The sequence below is a fragment of the Salinivibrio sp. PR5 genome (assembly GCF_001996085.1).
Lineage (GTDB): Bacteria > Pseudomonadota > Gammaproteobacteria > Enterobacterales > Vibrionaceae > Salinivibrio > Salinivibrio proteolyticus.
This window is the reverse complement of record NZ_MUFK01000022.1, coordinates 23,391-40,855: the sequence shown is the minus strand read 5'-3', so window position 1 is coordinate 40,855 and position 17,465 is coordinate 23,391. Positions and strand designations below refer to the sequence as shown.

17 protein-coding genes are annotated in these 17,465 nt (G+C 49.7%); 12 read left to right on the top strand and 5 right to left on the bottom strand.

What is annotated here, in order from left to right; translation table 11 throughout:
- Window positions 1-11: 11 nt before the first annotated feature.
- The 3 genes from fldA to BZG82_RS09445 form a co-directional block, all read right to left on the bottom strand.
- Window positions 12-539, bottom strand: a complete 528-nt coding sequence (fldA, locus tag BZG82_RS09455) for a flavodoxin FldA (RefSeq protein WP_077455221.1) — start codon at window positions 537-539, stop codon at window positions 12-14.
- Between the two features lie 125 nt (window positions 540-664).
- Window positions 665-886: a DUF2788 domain-containing protein gene (locus BZG82_RS09450; RefSeq protein WP_077479111.1), complete on the bottom strand. Its 222-nt coding sequence runs from the start codon at window positions 884-886 to the stop codon at window positions 665-667.
- Window positions 887-946: 60 nt separating this feature from the next.
- On the bottom strand, window positions 947-1,720 hold the full coding sequence (locus tag BZG82_RS09445) for an alpha/beta fold hydrolase (RefSeq protein ID WP_077765705.1): 774 nt from the start codon (window positions 1,718-1,720) through the stop codon (window positions 947-949).
- Between the two features lie 99 nt (window positions 1,721-1,819).
- Between BZG82_RS09445 and seqA the strand changes: the two genes are divergently transcribed.
- Entirely contained in the window at window positions 1,820-2,362 is a 543-nt protein-coding gene (gene seqA / locus BZG82_RS09440; RefSeq protein ID WP_077455219.1) for a replication initiation negative regulator SeqA, read from the top strand.
- A gap of 28 nt (window positions 2,363-2,390) precedes the next feature.
- On the top strand, window positions 2,391-4,037 hold the full coding sequence (gene pgm / locus BZG82_RS09435; protein WP_077765704.1) for a phosphoglucomutase (alpha-D-glucose-1,6-bisphosphate-dependent): 1,647 nt from the start codon (window positions 2,391-2,393) through the stop codon (window positions 4,035-4,037).
- A gap of 76 nt (window positions 4,038-4,113) precedes the next feature.
- On the opposite strand, the gene BZG82_RS09430 is transcribed toward pgm, so the two are convergent.
- Window positions 4,114-4,911, bottom strand: a complete 798-nt coding sequence (locus BZG82_RS09430; RefSeq protein ID WP_077661746.1) for a DUF1853 family protein — start codon at window positions 4,909-4,911, stop codon at window positions 4,114-4,116.
- A 127-nt stretch (window positions 4,912-5,038) separates the two neighbouring features.
- On the opposite strand from BZG82_RS09430, the gene BZG82_RS09425 reads away from it, so the two are divergent.
- Both BZG82_RS09425 and BZG82_RS09420 read left to right on the top strand, forming a co-directional pair.
- Window positions 5,039-5,236, top strand: coding sequence for a DUF2517 family protein (locus BZG82_RS09425; RefSeq protein WP_069588700.1), 198 nt, complete (start codon window positions 5,039-5,041; stop codon window positions 5,234-5,236).
- Between the two features lie 109 nt (window positions 5,237-5,345).
- Window positions 5,346-6,104, top strand: a complete 759-nt coding sequence (locus BZG82_RS09420; protein ID WP_077661744.1) for a Nif3-like dinuclear metal center hexameric protein — start codon at window positions 5,346-5,348, stop codon at window positions 6,102-6,104.
- 60 nt (window positions 6,105-6,164) lie between these two features.
- Here BZG82_RS09420 and BZG82_RS09415 read toward each other — a convergent pair whose 3' ends face one another.
- The gene (locus tag BZG82_RS09415; RefSeq protein ID WP_069588389.1) at window positions 6,165-7,454 is read right to left on the bottom strand and encodes a citrate synthase; all 1,290 of its coding nucleotides are present in this window, start codon (window positions 7,452-7,454) and stop codon (window positions 6,165-6,167) included.
- A 400-nt stretch (window positions 7,455-7,854) separates the two neighbouring features.
- Between BZG82_RS09415 and sdhC the strand changes: the two genes are divergently transcribed.
- The 8 genes from sdhC (at window position 7,855) to sucD (ending at window position 17,395) form a co-directional block, all read left to right on the top strand.
- Window positions 7,855-8,247 (top strand): succinate dehydrogenase cytochrome b556 subunit, encoded by a 393-nt coding sequence (sdhC, locus tag BZG82_RS09410; protein ID WP_077479105.1) that lies wholly within the window; start codon window positions 7,855-7,857, stop codon window positions 8,245-8,247.
- Window positions 8,241-8,591 (top strand): succinate dehydrogenase, hydrophobic membrane anchor protein, encoded by a 351-nt coding sequence (gene sdhD, locus BZG82_RS09405; protein ID WP_077455214.1) that lies wholly within the window; start codon window positions 8,241-8,243, stop codon window positions 8,589-8,591. The genes sdhC and sdhD overlap by 7 nt, the downstream gene beginning before the upstream one ends.
- Window positions 8,592-10,358, top strand: a complete 1,767-nt coding sequence (gene sdhA, locus BZG82_RS09400) for a succinate dehydrogenase flavoprotein subunit (RefSeq protein ID WP_077675334.1) — start codon at window positions 8,592-8,594, stop codon at window positions 10,356-10,358.
- 14 nt (window positions 10,359-10,372) lie between these two features.
- On the top strand, window positions 10,373-11,083 hold the full coding sequence (locus tag BZG82_RS09395; protein ID WP_069588383.1) for a succinate dehydrogenase iron-sulfur subunit: 711 nt from the start codon (window positions 10,373-10,375) through the stop codon (window positions 11,081-11,083).
- 116 nt (window positions 11,084-11,199) lie between these two features.
- Window positions 11,200-14,010: a 2-oxoglutarate dehydrogenase E1 component gene (gene sucA, locus BZG82_RS09390; RefSeq protein ID WP_077661743.1), complete on the top strand. Its 2,811-nt coding sequence runs from the start codon at window positions 11,200-11,202 to the stop codon at window positions 14,008-14,010.
- Between the two features lie 28 nt (window positions 14,011-14,038).
- Window positions 14,039-15,247 carry a 2-oxoglutarate dehydrogenase complex dihydrolipoyllysine-residue succinyltransferase gene (gene odhB / locus BZG82_RS09385; protein ID WP_077661742.1) on the top strand — a complete coding sequence of 403 codons (1,209 nt, stop codon included), beginning with the start codon at window positions 14,039-14,041 and terminating at the stop codon, window positions 15,245-15,247.
- A 106-nt stretch (window positions 15,248-15,353) separates the two neighbouring features.
- A complete protein-coding gene (gene sucC / locus BZG82_RS09380) occupies window positions 15,354-16,520 on the top strand; it encodes an ADP-forming succinate--CoA ligase subunit beta (RefSeq protein WP_069588378.1) in 1,167 nt (388 codons plus the stop codon).
- A gap of 2 nt (window positions 16,521-16,522) precedes the next feature.
- Window positions 16,523-17,395: a succinate--CoA ligase subunit alpha gene (gene sucD / locus BZG82_RS09375; protein WP_077455210.1), complete on the top strand. Its 873-nt coding sequence runs from the start codon at window positions 16,523-16,525 to the stop codon at window positions 17,393-17,395.
- The last annotated feature ends 70 nt before the right edge of the window (window positions 17,396-17,465 follow it).

The following is a 17,465-nucleotide window of genomic DNA, read 5'->3' as shown; positions in this document are numbered from 1 at the left end:
TCATTGACGAGTTAGTCTTCTAATTCCGCCAAACACATTTCTTCGTAGACTTGCTTCACCCATTTGCTGACACGCTCATCGGTCAGTTCAGGTTGACGGTCTTCATCGACGCACAAGCCGACAAAGTGATTGTCGTCTACCAAGGCTTTAGAGGCTTCAAACTCATAGCCTTCGGTTGGCCAATGGCCAATGATGGTCGCGCCTTTTGCTTCAACAATGTCACGTACCGTGCCCATTGCGTCACAGAAATATTCTGCATAATCTTCCTGATCACCACAGCCAAAGATGGCGACCAATTTGGTTGAGAAGTCAATTTGCTCAAGTTCTGGGAAGAAGTCATCCCAATCACACTGTGCTTCGCCATAGTACCAAGTTGGGATACCCAGCAGGAGAAGATCGAAGTTATCGATATCTTCTTTACTGCTTTTCGCAATATCCTGCACATGGACCATCTGTTTGCCCAGTTGCTTTTGAATGCTCTTTGCAATTGCTTCAGTGTTACCTGTGTCACTACCAAAGAAGAGACCTACACTCGCCATATAAAAAATACCCGTTTTTTTCAGTGGGTTGCTGTTTGCAACTAACTCGAATTAAAGAAAAAGCGGTGCTTTTTCACACTCCTATACGCTAGAGCGTACGTGGGATCATTCTCCGTTTAGGGATGTTAGCCGATGCCAACACCTTCCCAGAACAGTTGAATAACCCCTTTTGTAATAAAACCAACACAGCCTAGTGTGAGAACAAACCAGACAATACGTCGACCAAAAACTGGCACATTGCCTTCTTTTAGTACGTCTTTGATTGCCATTCCGATAAAAAAGAAAATGGCAGCAAAAACGAGGTCTAGGCCAATTTTTTCGAGCAATTGAAAGTGCTCGTAAAGCATGCGTGCCTCCATTGAGCACCGACATATGCGGCGCAATATACCACAAGGGTCACAGACCTGTTAACGCTCTCCCGGCATTAAAAAGCGCTCAATAACGTTGGCAACCACAGCAGGTTTTTCAGCATGTAGCCAATGGCCTGTGCCTGCCACCATGTGCGCTTTCGAATGCGGGAACTGTTCTATAATCGCATCACGATGCTCGGGCAAAATGTATTCAGATTGTTGACCTTTTACAAACAGAGTCGGGCCTGAATACTGTCCGAATGCCTGCCAGCCCATAATATCGCGATAACCGTGATAAAGATTATCAATATTGAAGCGCCAGGCGTAGTGACCTTGATCGGTTTTATAGAGTGATTTCAATAAAAATTGTGTCACGCCTGGGTTTTCAATTGTCTCATCCATGATGGATTGTGCTTGTTGACGACTGGTCAAGGGAATGTTTTGGGTGCGTTTTAGCGCCGTAAACACCGCGTCATGCCGATTAACTTGATAGTCTACGGGGGCAATATCCATGACCACCAACTGTGTCACGCGCTCAGGAAAGCGCTGTGCGATAGCCATAGCAACTTTCCCGCCCATTGAGTGACCGACTAATGTCACCTTGTCGAGTTGATGGTGATCCATCCATGCGACAACCGCGTCCGACTGTGCCTGATAATCGACCTGCTTAGTATGATAGGACTGGCCGTGATTAGGTAGATCAATTTGATAAACACAAAAGTGATCAGCCAAGGTTTTTGCTAATCCGCCTAGATTGTCGAGATTGCCAAATAAACCGTGGATCAATACGAGCGGTGAGCCTTCACCGCGAGACTTTTCGTTTAATAACACGTTGCTTTTCTCTCAGATTACTGGCTTTGGCGTAGAGTATACCTATCTATCTCTGTATAATCGCCCCGTTAAACGACAAACAGGACTCGATGAAAAACAATGAAGACGATTGAGGTTGACGAGGAGCTATACCGGTACATTGCCAGCCAAACGCAGCATATTGGTGAGAGCGCATCAGATATTTTGCGCCGCTTATTGCTGTCGGATTCGGCGCAGCAGTCAACACAGCCTGCACCGACACCCTCTCGTTCTAGCGGCATCGTAGTGAGTAAAGATGCAGGACGCAGTGCGTCTGTTGATCGTGTGAAAGCGATGCGATCGCTATTGATCTCGGATGAGTTTGCAGCGCAAGAGCGTGCAATCGGGCGCTTTATGCTCGTTTTGACCACCCTATATCGTGTGGACCAGCAAGGTTTTGCCGATGGGATGGCTCTAAAAGGACGCACTCGTCTGTATTTTGCTGACAATCAGCAAACGTTGTTAGAAAGCGGCAAAACCACCAAGCCGAAACAAATTCCAGAGACACCTTTTTGGGTAATCACCAACACTAATACCGGCCGTAAGCGCCAAATGGTGGAGCAGCTGATGGAAAAAATGCAGTTCCCCAGCGATTTGATCGAAAAGGTTGTCAACGCGATTTAATCTATGCCACTCATGGGAGACGAGATTTATGGCAGTGCATCCCCAAGCAGGGCAGCGCGCAGACGCCGCTGATTTATGCGATATTCCAGCGCTAGTCACGCGCTTTTTTCAGGCCCAGCCAACCCCCGGCAATCCGGCGCAGCGCGTTGCGTTTGGAACATCAGGCCACCGTGGCAGTGCACTCAATACAACATTCAACCGTGATCACATTCACGCGATCGCTCAGGCCATCTGTGATGAGCGCCGTGCGCTTGGCATCACGGGACCTGTCTTTGTGGGCAAAGATACGCATGCGCTGTCCGAACCCGCTTTCGGTGCCGTGGTTGAAGTATTGACGGCCAATCAGGTAGAGGTTGTTGCGCAAGCAGATCAGGGCTATACGCCAACGCCGGGTATTTCCCAACAAATTCTGGCTTATAACCGTGATCATGCTGAGCAAGCGGACGGGATTGTGATCACCCCCTCACATAATCCACCGCAAGATGGGGGGATTAAGTACAACCCTCCGCATGGTGGACCAGCAGAAGGGGCCATCACAAAATCAATTGAAGCACGTGCCAACGATTATATAGATGCCGGCTTAGAAGGCGTGAAACGGTTAGCTATTGACGAAGCACGGGCAAGCGCTTACTACCAAGAGCAAGACTTAGTGACCCCTTATGTCGCTGGGCTCGAGCGTGTCGTGGATATTAAAGCCATTCAAGCGGCAGGATTAAAACTGGCTGTTGATCCTCTGGGTGGGGCTGGGATTCGCTATTGGCAAAAAATCGCTGAACATTATCAGCTCGATATTACCCTCGTGAATGAGAAAGTCGATCCGACTTTTGGCTTCATGCCTCTCGACAGCGACGGTGTGATCCGCATGGATTGTTCCTCACCCTATGCGATGGCGGGATTGTTAGCACACAAAGACCACTATGATCTTGCTTTTGGGAATGACCCTGATTTTGACCGCCACGGCATTGTGTCACCAGATGGCTTGATGAACCCTAATCATTATTTAGCGGTTTGTATTGATTATCTTTTCCGCCATCGTCAGCAATGGCCGAGTAGCTTAGGTGTGGGTAAAACACTCGTGTCGAGTGCCATTATTGACAAAGTGGTTGCGGATCTTGATAGAAAGCTGGTGGAAGTCCCGGTTGGCTTTAAATGGTTTGTCGATGGTCTGCATCACTGCCAGCTTGGCTTTGGTGGCGAAGAAAGTGCGGGTGCCTCTTTCTTAACCTTGGATGGACAGCCTTGGTCGACCGACAAAGACGGCATTATTCTGTGTTTACTGGCCGCTGAGATCCTCGCGGTGACCGGCATGACACCTCACGCTTACTATCAAACACTAGTTAATAAGCATGGTGATCCCGCCTATAACCGTTTACAAGCGGTGGCGAACAAGCAGCAAAAACAAGTGCTCAGTCAGTTAAGCCCTGAAATGGTGACTGCTGAGACGTTAGCTGGCGATATCATTACTGCAAAGCTGACTCACGCGCCAGGCAATGGTGAAGCGATCGGTGGCTTAAAAGTCGTCACTGAGTCTGGATGGTTCGCTGCTCGTCCCTCTGGTACAGAAGAAATCTACAAAATCTATTGCGAAAGCTTTAAAGGTGAGGCGCACCTGCGCATGATTGAAAAAGAAGCGCAACAGATCGTGGATAACGTTTTTGCCGAGCAAGGGGTATAAAACGCCAAATATTCCCTCGTGCGTTGTAAAGGCCGTACCGTTAAGGTGCGGCTTTTTTATGTGCGTCTGGCGGCCACTATACTTTAGGTGGATGAGTTTGAGGCCAGTCTGGGGTGACGACAAACCAGGGTGTGAGATACTCATCAACTAAATGACAAGTGCGTGTCAGCGAAGCCAGCGCCGCTGTATCAAAGCGGGGTAAAGTATGAAAATCAGGGATGCTCAACCACTGATCGCGTGATAAAGACGCATAACGACGGTCTTGGGGTAAGGCATCGGGCCAGCACCACCAACCAGTAATACAATCGAGATTGACGCTGGGTGCATCTGGGAGTGGTGCGTTTTGGTGAAACGGCTGGTACAAACGGCCGTGGATACAAAGTCGCTTCTTTTGCGGTCGCCATTGTGGGTGGTCGGCTAAAAAGCGGGGATGATCGGACATAGCAAGCTGATGGTTCATCATACGCTCAGCTTTGATGTCTAATGCATCTTTAGCATTTGGACCCAGCCAGCGACCTTGATGGGCAAGATAAAACTTTACAGCGACTTCCCAGTGTTCGAGTTGCTCACCATTTTCAATCAAGAAATCCACGGCGCCAACCGTTTTACCTGCATCATTAATCTGTATCTCTTCAGCAACCACATTAAGGTGAGGTTGCTGTGCAATTAGGTTTGCTAATAGCCATTGGTAGTAAAAGCCAATGCGGTGTGGTCCGCGATAAGACATCTCTGCCAAGGTGTTATCAGCGACTTGCCACGTCGAGGTATTGACCATGGGAAAATCCGCTGAGGATAACAAAGGCGGTTGGGAGCGAATCCAAGCCATATCCTTTGCGATTTGCTGCCGACGGGCAAACAGTGGTGATGTCGTCATTGTAATTTTATTACCTTGTTAATCGATTGTATCGTCGTATCTGAACGATTTTTGCGCTATTATGTAGTAAACATACTAAACGAATGATATACTCTCCTCATAACTGGTCAGATGAGTGAGGTTAGTCATGTATAAACCGTTCGATAAAACCCAAGTCGTTTTGCGTCGCAGCGCTGTTGTGGTTGCAGGTATTGTATGTGCGCCTACATTAGTGGTGCCACCTTTGGCATCGCGTATTTATAGTCATCTTCATCAAGTCTGGTTAAAAGATAGTACTAAGCCGGTCTGGCTGGCTGAGTCTGAAAAAGCGGGCGGTTTTTTATAAACATCACGCCTTACTGGTTGAGCGGCTAACGGAAACGTTAGCCGCTTTTTTATGTCGATTCCGCACGTTACACTAACATACAACATCTCAAAGCGACGAAAGAGACATCATGAATAACCTCGAACTCGAAGCAATCCTAAACGCAGAGCTAAAGCCCGACCAAATCAAAGATTATAGCCCGAATGGGTTACAAGTTGAGGGGCGTGAGCAAGTACAGAAAGTGATTACCGGTGTCACGGCTTGCCAAGATCTTATTGATGCGGCGATTGAGCAGAATGCGGATGCCATCTTGGTACACCACGGTTACTTCTGGCGCGGTGAAGCACAGCAAATTCGTGGTATGAAGTATCAACGGATCAAAGCGTTAATTGAAAATGGCATTAATTTATATGGCTACCATTTGCCGTTGGATATTCACCCTACCATGGGAAATAACGCACAACTGGCTAAGCGATTGGGGATTGAGTTGATCGGCGGGTTAGAGCCCGGAAATCCCGTATCGATTCCTGTCTACGGAAAGCTCTCGACGCCGATGACCTTAGCCCAGTTTGAACATCAAGTGGCGGCGGTTCTAGGCCGAGCCCCTTTGATTATTGACGGCGGCCACACCCGTCGTATTGAAACGGTCGGTTTATGCACGGGCGGTGCGCAAGACTTTATCGACTTAGCGGCAAGCCAGAATATGGATGCCTATCTGTCGGGTGAGGTGTCTGAACGGACGACGTTCTCAGCGCGCGAACAGGGTGTCCACTATATTGCTGCAGGCCATCATGCGACAGAGCGTTATGGTGTGAAAGCGCTCGGTGAATGGTTGGCTGAACAATATGGCCTAACGGTGGATTTTATTGATATCGACAACCCGGTATAAGTGATTGACGAAAACAAAAACGCCGCCTCGTTTAGGCGGCGTTTTTCTGCAAGCAAGGTGTTAGTCTCGCTGTTTCATTGGCGTGAATTCACGTTGCGTGTAGCCGGTATAGAGCTGACGCGGACGACCAATGCGATTGTTGGGATCCGAGTGCATTTCATTCCAATGCGCAATCCAACCAATCGTTCGTGACATTGCGAAAATCACAGTAAACATCGACGTTGGAATACCAATCGCTTTGAGAATGATGCCCGAGTAGAAATCTACATTTGGGTACAGTTTCTTGTCGATAAAGTAATCATCAGACAGTGCAATACGCTCGAGCTCCATCGCCACATCGAGCAGCGGGTCTTGGATACTCAGTTCTTCCAATACTTCATGACAAGCTTCGCGCATCACAGTGGCGCGAGGATCGTAGTTTTTGTAAACCCGGTGTCCGAAGCCCATCAGACGGAAAGGATCATCCTTGTCTTTTGCTCGGCCAATAAACTCAGGAATATTATCGACATGACCGATTTCTTCGAGCATGCGCAAGCAGGCCTCATTGGCACCACCGTGAGCGGGCCCCCAAAGTGACGCGATCCCCGCGGCAATACACGCGAATGGGTTAGCGCCTGAAGAGCCGGCTAGACGGACCGTCGAGGTGGATGCGTTCTGCTCATGATCGGCATGCAGCGTAAAGATTTTGTCCATCGCACGCGCGACCACTGGGTTAACTTCATATTCTTCACAAGGCGTGGCAAACATCATGTGGAGGAAGTTCTCTGCGTAATCTAGGTCGTTGCGCGGATAGATAAATGGCTGGCCAATCGAGTACTTGTAACACATTGCCGCGAGTGTCGGCATTTTAGAGAGCAATCGGAAGGCGGTAATTTCGCGGTGCTGGTCGTTATTGATATCCAGTGAGTCGTGATAGAAAGCAGCCAGTGCACCGACGACACCGACCATGACGGCCATAGGGTGAGCGTCACGACGGAACCCGTGGAAGAAACTCGCGATTTGCTCATGTACCATGGTGTGGCGCACGATTAACGAGCGGAATTCTTCATATTGCTTTTTCGTAGGGACTTCACCGTAAAGAAGGATATAACAGACTTCTAAGTAATCAGCGTTATTGGCGAGTTGATCAATAGGGTAACCGCGATGCAGCAAAACGCCTGCAGCGCCATCAATGTAGGTGATTTGCGATTCACATGATGCCGTGGCGACAAAGCCCGGATCAAAGGTGAAATATCCGTTTGCACCTAATGCACGTACGTCCAAGACCTCTGGCCCGACAGTGCCCCCCATGATCGGCAGTTCGATTGGTGCTTGCCCTTCAATATGTAGGGTAGCTTTCTTCTCTGCCATAACAATCTCCTTTGTTATTTTATAATCCCATCCAGGATACGGACCCGACCGTTTTACCGATCGGCCTAGGTGATGTCAATTTTTAACCTAACGATGTGTGCGCGAGTTAATAACTTATTTGCAATGCGGGTTAAATATCTGTTGTGAGATTCCTGTCAATTTTGAGCGTTTGTAATTGCTTGTTACGCCGCGTATACTTTTGCGAGGTCTCTGGGCATATCAGTATCCTAGGGCGTTTAGGGGCTCAAACACCTTTCTAAATTGACGTGATCCATTTGCTCAAAGTTGCAGTTAATAGCAATAAGGTACGCAAAGCACGTTACACAGATGTTGCAGGTCTTACGCTTTGAGTACTGAGGTTCAGAGAGTGTAAATAACTATAAATGCTCAATGGAGCTGAGTGGGCAATATCGTGAAAGAAAGAAAGCCAAGACCCGTAAACCTCGACATTAAGACCATTCGTTTTCCCATCACAGCGATTGCGTCTATCATGCATCGAGTAGCAGGTGTCATCACCTTCGTCTCGATCGCCATCCTATTGTGGCTACTTAGCCTGTCTCTCTCTTCACCTAGCGGTTTTGAAACTGCGTCTGCCATCGTCGATAGCTTCTTCGTCAAGTTTGTCCTTTGGGGCATCCTCACGGCGCTTGCCTATCACATTGTAGGTGGTATCCGCCACCTTATGCAGGATATCGGTTATTTTGAAGAGTTAGAAACGGGTGCGAAAAGCGCTCAGGTGGCATTTGCATTGACCGGCGTGTTGTCTGTACTGGCGGGGATTTTGGTATGGTAACGAAAAACATTTCATCGGTGGGGCGTAATGGTGTACATGATTTTGTACTCATTCGGGCCACTGCGATTATCATCACACTTTACACACTCTATATGGTCGGATTTGCTGCATTTGGGCCGGACATTACGTACGCCTCATGGACAGCTTTTTTTGGCCAAACCAGCACCAAGGTTTTTACCATGCTGGCACTGGTGTCGATTCTCATTCACGGATGGATCGGTATGTGGCAAGTGTTAACTGACTACATCAAGCCCGCTTTGTTGCGTGGTCTTCTTCAATTGGGTGTAGTTGCCTTGCTGCTGATCTATGTGTTTGCCGGTTTCTTTGTACTGTGGGGTGTGTAAGTGAGTATTCCAGTTCGCGAATTTGACGCAATCGTTATTGGCGCAGGTGGTGCAGGTATGCGCGCCGCCCTGCAAATTTCTGAACAAGGCCTGTCTTGTGCGTTGTTATCAAAAGTCTTTCCGACTCGTTCTCACACTGTATCTGCGCAGGGTGGTATTACGGTAGCACTGGGTAACTCACACAAGGATAATTGGCAATGGCACATGTATGACACAGTGAAAGGGTCGGATTATATCGGAGACCAAAACGCCATCGAGTACATGTGTAAAACCGGCCCACAATCGGTCATTGAACTCGAAAAAATGGGCCTACCGTTTTCGCGCTTTGAAAATGGATCCATCTATCAGCGTCCGTTTGGTGGCCAATCGAAAGAGTTTGGCGGTGAACAGGCGGCGCGTACAGCCGCAGCGGCAGACCGAACCGGTCATGCATTGCTTCACACGCTGTACCAGCAAAACATCAAGAACAAAACCACTATCTTCTCTGAATGGTATGCCCTCGACTTGGTGAAAAACCAAGACGGAGCTGTGGTTGGTGCCACCGCGATGTGCATGGAAACTGGTGAGATTTGCTATTTCAAATCGAAAGCTACCGTGCTTGCAACGGGCGGTGCGGGGCGTATTTATCAATCCACCACCAATGCGCACATCAACACGGGTGACGGTGTCGGTATGGCGTTGCGCGCAGGTGTTCCGATGCAAGACATGGAAATGTGGCAGTTCCACCCAACAGGGATTGCTGGCGCCGGTGTCTTGGTGACTGAAGGCTGCCGTGGTGAAGGGGGCTATCTGCTTAATAAAGATGGCGAACGCTTTATGGAGCGGTATGCGCCTAACGCAAAAGACCTAGCTGGTCGTGACGTGGTCGCACGCTCTATGATGATCGAAATCCGAGAAGGTCGAGGTTGTGATGGCCCTTGGGGTCCACACATCAAGCTTAAGCTAGACCACTTGGGTAAAGATGTCCTTGAGTCACGCTTGCCAGGCATTTTGGATCTCTCTCGTACCTTTGCGCACGTGGATCCGATCAAAGAGCCAATTCCGGTCATTCCAACCTGCCACTACATGATGGGCGGTATTCCAACGCAAGTGTCTGGTCAAGCGATCAAACAAGATCCAATGGGACACGACGTTGAAGTACAAGGCCTGTTTGCCTGTGGGGAGATCGCTAGTGTGTCTGTCCATGGTGCAAACCGTTTGGGCGGTAACTCATTGCTTGATTTGGTGGTCTTTGGCCGTGCAACTGGTCTACACCTTGGTGAAACCTTGGCCGCGCAAGTTGAAGCGCGTGATGCAAGCGAATCTGATATTGAAGCCTCTTTAGCGCGCTTGAACCGCTGGAATAGCACGCAAAAAGGCGAAGACCCTGTAGAAATCCGTAAAGATCTCCAAGCGTGTATGCAAGAAAACTTCTCGGTATTCCGCGAAGGTGAGGCGATGGAAAAAGGCCTCAAAGAACTGCAAGAAATCCGTGAACGTTTGAAAGTAGCACGATTGGACGATACGTCGACTGAGTTCAACACCCAACGTATCGAGTGTTTGGAGCTGGAGAACCTGATGGAAACCGCTTATTCAACGGCGGTAGCGGCAAACTATCGTACCGAAAGCCGTGGCGCTCATGCACGCTTTGATTATCAAGAGCGTGATGATGAGAACTGGCTATGCCACTCCATCTACAATCCAGAAACGGAATCTATGTCGAAGCGCGACGTCAACATGGCGCCAGTGCATCGTGACGCTTTCCCACCGAAAGCGCGTACTTACTAAGGGGGTCGAAAACGATGAACGTTAAGTTTTCAGTCTATCGCTACAATCCAGATGTGGACGATGCGCCATATATGAAGGATTACACGCTCGACGTGCCTGAAGGGTCGGACATGATGCTATTGGACGCGCTCATTCAACTAAAAGAGCAAGATCCGACGTTAGCATTCCGCCGCTCATGCCGCGAAGGTGTGTGCGGATCGGACGGTGTAAACATGAATGGTAAGAATGGATTAGCGTGTATCACGCCACTCTCATCATTGATGGATAAATCAGAAATTGTGATCCGCCCATTGCCAGGTTTGCCGGTTGTGCGTGACCTTATCATCGATATGAGTCAGTTCTATGAGAACTACGAGCGGGTTAAACCTTACTTAATCAACGATGACACACCGCCATCACGGGAGAATTTACAAGCCCCTGAAGACCGCGCGGAGTTGGACGGCTTGTATGAGTGCATCATGTGTGCGTGTTGCAGCACCTCTTGCCCTTCTTTCTGGTGGAACCCAGACAAATTTGTGGGGCCGGCAGGGCTGCTCGCCGCGTATCGTTGGTTAGCGGATAGCCGTGATACCGCGACCGAAGAGCGCTTATCTGATCTGGACGACGCTTTTAGTGTCTTCCGTTGCCACGGTATCATGAACTGTGTCAGTGTGTGTCCTAAGGGCTTGAACCCAACGAAAGCAATTGGACACATCAAGTCGATGCTGATTCAGCGTGGCGTTTAAAACGCTTTCGTACATTAACGTGAACTATAAAGCCCCGTCCACGGACGGGGCTAAATAACAGGTAACCCGGCTTAGAACCGGTGTTTGGATAAATAACTAGTGGTTAAGGGATAACAATGCAAAATGGCGTGATGAAGGCTTGGATGGAGTCTTCTCATTTGGCTGGCGCCAATGCAACTTACGTAGAAGACCTCTACGAACTGTACCTCAGTGACCCGGAGTTAGTTGATCAAGAATGGAGAGCGGTCTTTGACCAACTACCAGCGGTGAATGAAACCGCGGTAGAACAACCCCACTCTCGCGTTCGTGATTACTTTCGACGCTTAGCTACCGAGACAGCGCGTGCAAATGCCTCAGTCAATGACCCCGACGTAGACGCGAAACAAGTCAAAGTCCTTCAACTTATTAACGCATTTCGTTTCCGCGGCCATCAGCAGGCCAATCTTGACCCGCTGGGTTTATGGAAGCGTAATCAAGTACCCGATCTATCACCTGCTTTCCACTCGCTTACCGAGCAGGATTTCAACGAAAACTTCAATGTCGGCTCATTTGCAATTGGTAAAGACAATATGCAGCTGGGCGAGCTTTATGAAGCACTGCAGAAGACCTATTGTGGGTCTATCGGTGCTGAATATATGCATATTACTGACACAGAAGAGAAACGTTGGATCCAAAGCCGATTAGAGTCTGTGGTTGGGCAGCCGCAATTCAACGAACAAGAAAAGCTGACCTTCCTAGAAGAACTGACCGCGGCTGAAGGACTAGAGCGCTATTTGGGCGCGAAGTTCCCAGGCGCAAAGCGCTTCTCTCTCGAAGGGGGGGATGCACTGATCCCGATGCTTAAAGAGCTCATCCGCCACGCTGGTGGTAAAGGTGCTCGTGAAGTGGTGGTCGGTATGGCTCACCGCGGCCGCTTGAACGTGTTGGTGAATGTGCTGGGTAAAAAGCCGTCAGAACTGTTTGACGAGTTTGCGGGTAAACAAGACGAAACCTGGGGCACCGGTGATGTGAAATATCACCAAGGCTTCTCGTCTGATTTTGCCACGCCAGGTGGTGATGTGCATTTAGCGCTTGCCTTCAACCCATCTCACCTTGAGATCGTCAACCCTGTGGTTATGGGCTCAGTTAGAGCACGTCAAGATCGTCTCGAAGATGCCACCGGTTCGAGTGTCTTACCGATCACGATTCATGGTGATGCGGCGATTGCTGGCCAAGGGGTCGTGCAAGAGACCTTTAACATGTCTCAAGCGCGTGGTTTCCAAGTTGGTGGCACGGTACGTATCGTCATCAATAACCAGATTGGTTTTACCACCTCGAACCCAGCCGATTCTCGTTCTACGCAATACTGTACTGATATTGCCAAAATGGTGCAGGCGCCAATCTTCCACGTAAACGCGGATGATCCTGAAGCTGTTGCCTTCGTTTCTCGCTTAGCGCTTGATTTCCGTAACGAATTCCGGCGTGATGTGGTCATTGACTTGGTGTGTTATCGCCGTCACGGTCACAACGAAGCGGATGAGCCCAACGCGACACAGCCTATGATGTACCAAAAGATCAAGAAGCATCCGACACCGCGTAAGCTTTATGCGGACGTTCTTGATCAGCAGGGTGTTGCGAATCTTGAGAAAGCGACCGAGCTTATCAACGAGTATCGCGATGCGCTTGACCGTGGTGAATGTGTGGTCAAAGAATGGCGCCCGATGGCGTTGCACTCGGTCGATTGGACCCCTTATCTTGGGCACGATTGGACCGTAGAGTGGGCGAGTAAGTTTGACGCTAAGCGTCTGAAAGAGCTCGGCCATCGGATTTGCCAATTGCCAGAAAGCCACAAGCTTCATAGCCGTGTCGCCAAGCTTTATAACGATCGTAAAGCCATGGTGGAAGGTGAGAAAAAGCTAGATTGGGGTATGGCGGAAACCTTGGCGTATGCGACGCTGGTGGATGATGGCAAACGTATCCGTATTACCGGCCAAGACTCCGGACGAGGTACCTTCTTCCACCGTCATGCGGTCTTGCACAATCAAACTGACGGCAGTACCTATTTGCCACTGGCGAATATTCACGACAAACAAGGGCCATTCCAAGTGTTTGACTCTGTGTTGTCTGAAGAGGCGGTTCTCGCGTTCGAATATGGCTATGCAACGGCAGAGCCTGGTGGTCTCACCGTTTGGGAAGCACAGTTCGGTGACTTTGCCAATGGCGCGCAAGTGGTGATTGATCAGTTCATCAGCTCTGGGGAACAAAAATGGCGCCGTATGTGCGGATTAACCATGCTGTTGCCTCACGGCTATGAAGGACAAGGCCCAGAGCACTCATCGGCGCGTCTTGAACGCTATCTACAGCTGTGTGCCGAACAAAACATGCAAGTGGTGGTACCCTCAACGCCTGCACAGGTCTATCACATGCTGCGTCGCCAAGTGGTTCGTCCCATGCGTCGTCCATTGATTGTAATGTCGCCTAAGTCGCTGTTGCGCCACCCGCTGTGTGTGTCGAGCCTTGAAGACTTATCTGATGGTGATTTCCTCCCCGCAATTGGCGAGATGGATGAGCTTGATGCGAACAAGGTTGAACGCGTCGTCATGTGCGCAGGCAAGGTGTATTACGACCTACTGGAAACGCGTCGCAAGTCGGAAATCGATAATGTGGCGATTATCCGTATTGAGCAGCTTTATCCGTTCCCATTGGATGCGGTTAAAGACGCTATCGCCCCTTACACCAATGCGAAAGACTTTGTGTGGTGCCAAGAAGAGCCTCAAAACCAAGGGGCTTGGTATAGCAGCCAACACAATTTCCGTGCGGCGATTCCAGATGATGCTACCTTAACCTACGCAGGACGAGAGGCATCAGCATCGCCAGCGGTAGGCTATATGTCCGTACACCAGAAACAACAAAAAGCGTTAGTCGAAGACGCTCTGACCCTCAAGTAAGAACTAGAACATTAAGGATAACTACGATATGACAATCGAAATTCTGGTTCCCGATTTACCCGAATCTGTGGCTGACGCAACGATTGCCACATGGCACAAACAGCCAGGTGACTCGGTAACCCGTGACGAAGTACTGGTTGATATTGAAACGGATAAAGTGGTACTGGAAGTGCCCGCGCCTGCTGATGGCGTGTTGGAGTCAATCATTGAAGATGAAGGGTCAACCGTGTTGGCGAAACAAGCCATCGCTAAGTTGAAAGAAGGCGCTGTGGCAGGAGAGCCGACCAAAGACGTGCCTGCTGAATCAGAAGCGTCACCGGATAAGCGCCATACAGCATCACTGGAAGAAGAGTCTAATGATGCATTGAGCCCAGCCGTGCGTCGCTTGCTGGCTGAGCATGATATCTCTCCTGATGCGGTGAAAGGCACAGGCGTGGGTGGACGAATTACCCGAGAAGATGTTGATGCTTACCTGAAGAACAAGCCAAAAGGTGGCGAGCAAGGCAAACCTGCCCAAGACGTTCCTGCAGTGGCTGAGCGCGGTGAAAAACGTGTGCCAATGACACGTTTACGTAAGCGTGTTGCTGAGCGCTTGTTAGAAGCGAAAAACAGCACCGCGATGTTGACCACGTTCAACGAAGTCAACATGAAGCCGATTATGGAACTGCGTAAGCAGTACCGTGATAGCTTCGAAAAACGCCACGATATCCGCCTCGGCTTTATGTCCTTCTACGTGAAGGCAGTGGTTGAAGCGCTCAAGCGTTATCCTGAAGTGAATGCGTCTATCGACGGTGATGACATCGTTTATCACAACTACTTCGATGTGAGCATGGCGGTATCAACACCACGCGGTTTGGTCACACCAGTGCTGCGTGATTGCGACAAGCTAGGCTTTGCGGATATCGAAAAAGGGATCCGTGATCTCGCGGTCAAAGGCCGAGACGGTAAGCTAACCGTTGATGAGCTAACCGGGGGTAACTTTACGATCACTAACGGCGGGGTATTTGGTTCGCTGATGTCGACGCCAATTATTAACCCACCTCAGGCAGCCATTCTTGGCATGCACAAAATTCAAGACCGCCCAATGGCGGTAGATGGCAAGGTAGAGATCCTACCAATGATGTACTTGGCGCTTTCCTACGATCACCGTCTGATTGACGGCCGTGAATCGGTTGGCTTCCTGGTTACCATCAAAGAGCTTCTTGAAGACCCAACACGTCTGCTATTGGACGTTTAACTGATGGGCCGGTACGTGATGTGCTGGCTATCAGTCGAGGAGACGGAGTCCCCTCATTTGGAAAGCACAAAGACACAATAATGGACATTAACACGGATAGAACATCATGAATCTGCACGAATATCAGTCAAAGCAGCTGTTCGCTGAATATGGTCTACCAGTTTCAGAGGGCTATGCTTGCGACACACCACAAGAAGCTGCCGAAGCAGCCGACAAAATTGGTGGCGACAAATGGGTCGTCAAATGTCAGGTCCACGCGGGCGGTCGCGGTAAAGCGGGCGGCGTAAAACTGGCTTCCTCTAAAGAACAAATTCGCGAGTTCGCACAACAATGGCTAGGTAAAAACCTCGTTACTTACCAAACAGATGCGAATGGCCAACCGGTTAGTAAAATTCTCGTTGAATCCTGCACTGATATCGCCAAAGAGCTATATCTCGGTGCGGTCGTTGACCGTGGCTCACGTCGCGTGGTTTTCATGGCGTCAACAGAAGGCGGTGTGGAAATTGAGAAAGTGGCGGAAGAAACGCCTGAATTAATTCACAAAGCATCGATTGATCCTTTAGTTGGTCCTCAGCCTTATCAAGGCCGTCAACTAGCATTTAAATTGGGCCTTGAAGGTGAGCAAATCAAGCAGTTCACCAAGATCTTCATGGGGATTGCACAGCTGTTTCTTGACAAAGACGTCGCATTGGTTGAAGTGAACCCATTGGTGATCACTGATCAGGGCAACCTGCACTGCTTGGATGCAAAACTGTCGATTGATAGCAATGCGGTCTATCGCCAGCCACAGGTTCGCGCGATGCACGATCCAAGCCAAGAAGACGCCCGTGAGGCGCATGCGGCGCAGTGGGAACTGAACTACGTTGCCCTCGATGGAAACATTGGCTGCATGGTCAATGGTGCAGGTCTTGCGATGGGCACCATGGATATTGTTAATCTGCACGGCGGTAGCCCTGCTAACTTCTTGGATGTCGGCGGTGGCGCGACGAAAGAGCGTGTGACTGAAGCATTCAAGATTATCCTGTCTGACAGCAATGTGAAGGCAGTATTGGTGAATATCTTCGGCGGCATCGTTCGCTGTGACTTGATTGCCGACGGCATCATTGGCGCAGTGGAAGAAGTGGGCGTGAAAGTGCCTGTTGTCGTTCGCCTAGAAGGCAATAATGCCGAAGTAGGTGCGAAGAAACTAGCCGATAGCGGCTTGAACATCATCGCGGCCACCTCACTCACAGAAGCCGCACAGAAAGTCGTTGCTGCAGCGGAGGGTAAATAACAATGTCAGTGCTGATTAATAAAGACACCAAAGTCATCTGTCAGGGCTTTACGGGTGGACAGGGTACCTTCCACTCTGAGCAGGCGATCGAATATGGAACGCAAATGGTTGGTGGGGTATCACCGGGTAAAGGGGGAACTACCCATCTCGGTTTGCCGGTGTTTAACACAGTGGCAGAAGCCGTGGAATCGACGGGTGCAACAGCGTCTGTGATCTACGTGCCAGCACCATTCTGTAAAGATGCGATTCTCGAAGCAGTTGATGCGGGTATCGAGCTGATTGTGTGTATCACCGAAGGGATCCCAACGCTGGATATGCTGGAAGTGAAAGTGAAGCTTGATGAAGCTGGCGTTCGCATGATTGGTCCGAACTGCCCAGGTGTGATCACTCCAGGTGAATGTAAGATTGGCATCATGCCAGGTCACATCCATAAACCGGGTAAAGTCGGTATCGTGTCACGTTCAGGTACCTTGACCTATGAAGCGGTGAAGCAGACTACGGATGAAGGCTTTGGCCAGTCAACCTGTGTCGGGATTGGTGGTGATCCTATTCCAGGTTCTAACTTTATCGACATTCTCGAAATGTTCGAAAAGGATCCAGCGACTGAAGCGATTGTAATGATTGGTGAAATCGGTGGTACGGCTGAAGAAGAAGCGGCGGCTTACATCAAAGAGAATGTCACCAAACCTGTTGTTTCTTATATTGCCGGAGTAACCGCACCTCCGGGTAAACGCATGGGCCATGCGGGTGCGATCATCTCTGGTGGTAAAGGAACCGCCGATGACAAGTTTGCAGCACTTGAAGCTGCAGGCGTCACCACAGTAAAAAGCTTGGCAGAAATTGGTCAAGCACTGCGCGATAAAACCGGATGGTAAAAACGCAGTCGTAGCATGATTCAAAGCCGCTCACTGTGAGCGGCTTTTTTGTCTTGTTTTGTATGAGCAC

What these genes read in the sequence shown, in the direction of transcription:
- fldA (WP_077455221.1), bottom strand. Translation starts at nt 539, where the DNA reads ATGGCGAGTGTAGGTCTCTTCTTTGGTAGTGACACAGGTAACACTGAA.
- BZG82_RS09450 (WP_077479111.1), bottom strand. Translation starts at nt 886, where the DNA reads ATGCTTTACGAGCACTTTCAATTGCTCGAAAAAATTGGCCTAGACCTC.
- seqA (WP_077455219.1), top strand. Translation starts at nt 1,820, where the DNA reads ATGAAGACGATTGAGGTTGACGAGGAGCTATACCGGTACATTGCCAGC.
- pgm (WP_077765704.1), top strand. Translation starts at nt 2,391, where the DNA reads ATGGCAGTGCATCCCCAAGCAGGGCAGCGCGCAGACGCCGCTGATTTA.
- BZG82_RS09430 (WP_077661746.1), bottom strand. Translation starts at nt 4,911, where the DNA reads ATGACGACATCACCACTGTTTGCCCGTCGGCAGCAAATCGCAAAGGAT.
- BZG82_RS09425 (WP_069588700.1), top strand. Translation starts at nt 5,039, where the DNA reads ATGTATAAACCGTTCGATAAAACCCAAGTCGTTTTGCGTCGCAGCGCT.
- BZG82_RS09420 (WP_077661744.1), top strand. Translation starts at nt 5,346, where the DNA reads ATGAATAACCTCGAACTCGAAGCAATCCTAAACGCAGAGCTAAAGCCC.
- BZG82_RS09415 (WP_069588389.1), bottom strand. Translation starts at nt 7,454, where the DNA reads ATGGCAGAGAAGAAAGCTACCCTACATATTGAAGGGCAAGCACCAATC.
- sdhD (WP_077455214.1), top strand. Translation starts at nt 8,241, where the DNA reads ATGGTAACGAAAAACATTTCATCGGTGGGGCGTAATGGTGTACATGAT.
- BZG82_RS09395 (WP_069588383.1), top strand. Translation starts at nt 10,373, where the DNA reads ATGAACGTTAAGTTTTCAGTCTATCGCTACAATCCAGATGTGGACGAT.
- sucA (WP_077661743.1), top strand. Translation starts at nt 11,200, where the DNA reads ATGCAAAATGGCGTGATGAAGGCTTGGATGGAGTCTTCTCATTTGGCT.
- odhB (WP_077661742.1), top strand. Translation starts at nt 14,039, where the DNA reads ATGACAATCGAAATTCTGGTTCCCGATTTACCCGAATCTGTGGCTGAC.
- sucC (WP_069588378.1), top strand. Translation starts at nt 15,354, where the DNA reads ATGAATCTGCACGAATATCAGTCAAAGCAGCTGTTCGCTGAATATGGT.
- sucD (WP_077455210.1), top strand. Translation starts at nt 16,523, where the DNA reads ATGTCAGTGCTGATTAATAAAGACACCAAAGTCATCTGTCAGGGCTTT.